A 2,736-nucleotide genomic window follows, 5' to 3' on the forward strand; every position below is an offset into this window, starting at 1 on the left:
AATCTGGGCGGGTATGGCAAGACACATAAGCGGTGCTCCAACGCAGGCTGAGCGACGCCGATGGCGCCTGAGTTATGAGTGGATAGTGGTTAGTGGTTAGTGGTTAGTGGTTAGTGATGATTAGCGATCAGGATACAGAAAGTTGGTAGTCGACACAGGGATCGACCGCGGTGATATAGAGTCGCGCCAATCGCTCAAGCTCCGCCCCCTCGGCACTACTGCGCGCGATCGCGGTGAGCCCCTGGGCGACAACGCCCTGTGGGTGAAAATTCCATTCCGTCGGCGCTAGGATCTGATAGTGCTCAACGCGTCCATCGAGGATGGTGACCCGGTGCACGAGCAAGCCGCGAGCGGCTTCGGCAGAGCCAACGCCAATGCCGGTGCCGTTGTCAGCACCTGTGCCAGCGCCATCGCCAGTGCCAGTGCCAGTGCCAGTGCCAGTGCCAGTGCCGAGTTTGGGGTCTAGGCATGAACGAGTGCCAGCGTTCATAACGACATCCGCACCAATATCGATTCCAGAATCGATTCGGACGTCGCCGGCTATCACCTCGCTTGCTATCACTGACTCAGGCTCAGCAGAATTCGGCTCACCGAAAGCGGTTAGGCTTGCCGACATCGCCGTTTGACCCTGGGCTTGCAGCCGCGATTTTTCCGGATCGGCGCCTGAAAACGCTTCGGCCTTTGGCTCTAGGTTTGCGGAGTCTGTAGCCCATGGCTGCATCGCATTGCTGGCATCTTCCATCCTCGTCCCGAGCAGGGTCTCGAGCCCACGGGCGCTCTGCGCCAAATCGACCAAAAGCGCTGCCAGCCGCGTGAGCAAGCCGTTGCCGTGCCTCGCGAGCAGGTCCGCGATCAGCGGCTGCGCGGCAACGCGTGCCAAGGGGCCTGTCTCAGCGCACTCCTGTTGCCACTGTGGTGCGGCGATAAAGGCATCGGCCTGAGCATTCGCCAGTGACCAGGCAAGCTGTTGCGACGACGAGCCCGGCAGCCTTGGGACTGAGTTCGCACCATAGCCAGCCAGCCCCTGCGCCACTAAGGCGCGCACCAGGCCAGCGGCCGGCGTCTCCGTCTGCTCTGCCCAGCGGCGCAAGCTGGCTAGACGATCCACCGCGTCGAGCCAATCGGCAGGCGCCGCCCCTAGCGCCTGATCGGTAACCAAACCCAGGAGCCTGCTGGAATCAATCTCTGCGGCAGCGCCACGCTCAGCCTGTTGGTTATCCAACGAGAATGGGTCGCCTGCCGCCTGCTGGGCCTGACGCAACGCTACGAAGGCCTGCATGACCCGTGGCATCGCAGAGGCCGCAGTCGGCAAGGCCAGAGTCGATGCTCGAGCGTTGGCTACAACGCCAGCCTTGCCGTTGCTGTTGCCGCTGGCGCTGGCGCTAGCGTTACTTCTATTGCTGCCCCTGCCGCTGCTGCTGCCGCTGCTGTTGCCGCTGCTGTTGCCGCTGCCGCTGCCGTTGGCGTTGGCGTTGGCGTTGGCGTTGGCGTTGGCGTTGATATTTGCCATTGCTTCAGCTTTACACTCAAGCATCCTTGGCCAGTCCAGCAATAACCGCCACAGGTGCTCCTTGATCGTCTCGGCGTGGACCAATGCCTGGCGACGCGCCAAGACTGCAGCGCTCGGCTGTTGCCCAAGTGCCTGCTCGCAGGCTCCAACACAGGCCGCTGCCTGCGCGGTGCCACAAAGACTAAACAGCGTAGGCAGCTGACGCACCACTGCGGCGGGCGACTTACCTGCAAAGACTCGCGCGGCAGTGACCGGGCGGCTCGAGCCGATCGCGACAGCGCCACTGCGTTGGTCAAGACGGATCTCGAGCTGGCCAGGGAGATCAGACATCGAACCCCTCCGAATTGAACAGACCAATCTCCTAGTCTAGCCAACGCGCACGCGACATAGCCCTGTAGACTAGGGGCTTTTCACTGATTGGATCGTCCGCCAGATGCTTGCCCCTGACCAACTCGCGGCCCTCCGCACGCCGATCCAGTTCGAGGCCGAACTGCGCGGACACCGGCTGAGGTTCGAATCGACCTGGGGACTGTTCTCACCGCGCGAGATCGATGAGGGCACCCGTCTGCTACTCCAGCATCTCAAGGTCGAGCCGACTGCAGACTGTCTCGATCTAGGCTGCGGCTATGGCCCGATCGGGCTGACCCTCGCGGCACTGGCCCCCCAAGGCCAGACCCTAATGGTCGACAAAGACTTCGTCGCGGTCGACTATGCTCAGCGTAACGCGACGCTGAACAACCTGAGGAACGCCAGCAGCCTATTGAGCAACGGTTTCGAGCAGGTGCCGCCAAAGGCCCGCTTCGACCTCATCGCGAGCAACATACCCGCTAAGGTCGGCAAGGAGATGCTCTCGATCCTGCTGCACGATGCTTACGCCCGTCTTCGCCCCGGCGGCCAGCTCTATCTGGTCACCATCAGCGGCCTGCGCGCATTCTTCAAGCGCAACCTGCAAGAGGTCTTCGGCAACTACGACAAGCTCAAGCAGGGCGCCCATTACACCGTCGCCTTGGCAAAACGCACTGACCGCTGATCTGGCAGCGCTGCGGCTGAGGGTTTAGACTCCGTCGGTTATGTATTCGCGCAACCATGCAACCCCAAACAAGCGGAACGGACACCGCATTTGTCATCGCAGAGATGCCCCGAGGAGGACATAAAACCATGTCGGATTCGAAGATCTATCCCGTTCCCGCCGAGATCGCCGCCGAGGCGCACATCGACGAAGAAAC

At 61.9% G+C, this 2,736-nt stretch carries 2 protein-coding genes; one reads left to right on the forward strand and one right to left on the reverse strand.

Annotated features, from left to right (window positions below; translation table 11 throughout):
- Positions 1–127: 127 nt before the first annotated feature.
- Positions 128–1,840, reverse strand: a complete 1,713-nt coding sequence (locus VBE63_RS26930) for a nickel-dependent hydrogenase large subunit (RefSeq protein WP_323686073.1) — start codon at positions 1,838–1,840, stop codon at positions 128–130.
- A gap of 103 nt (positions 1,841–1,943) precedes the next feature.
- Between VBE63_RS26930 and VBE63_RS26935 the strand changes: the two genes are divergently transcribed.
- The gene (locus tag VBE63_RS26935; RefSeq protein ID WP_323686074.1) at positions 1,944–2,540 is read left to right on the forward strand and encodes a class I SAM-dependent methyltransferase; all 597 of its coding nucleotides are present in this window, start codon (positions 1,944–1,946) and stop codon (positions 2,538–2,540) included.
- Positions 2,541–2,736: the final 196 nt, after the last annotated feature.

The sequence above is a fragment of the Lamprobacter sp. genome (assembly GCF_034860625.1).
Classification (GTDB): domain Bacteria; phylum Pseudomonadota; class Gammaproteobacteria; order Chromatiales; family Chromatiaceae; genus Lamprobacter.

Excerpts from the sequence above, each read along its gene's own strand:
- VBE63_RS26935 (WP_323686074.1), top strand. The coding sequence starts at position 1,944 with ATGCTTGCCCCTGACCAACTCGCGGCCCTCCGCACGCCGATCCAGTTC.
- VBE63_RS26930 (WP_323686073.1), bottom strand. The coding sequence starts at position 1,840 with ATGTCTGATCTCCCTGGCCAGCTCGAGATCCGTCTTGACCAACGCAGT.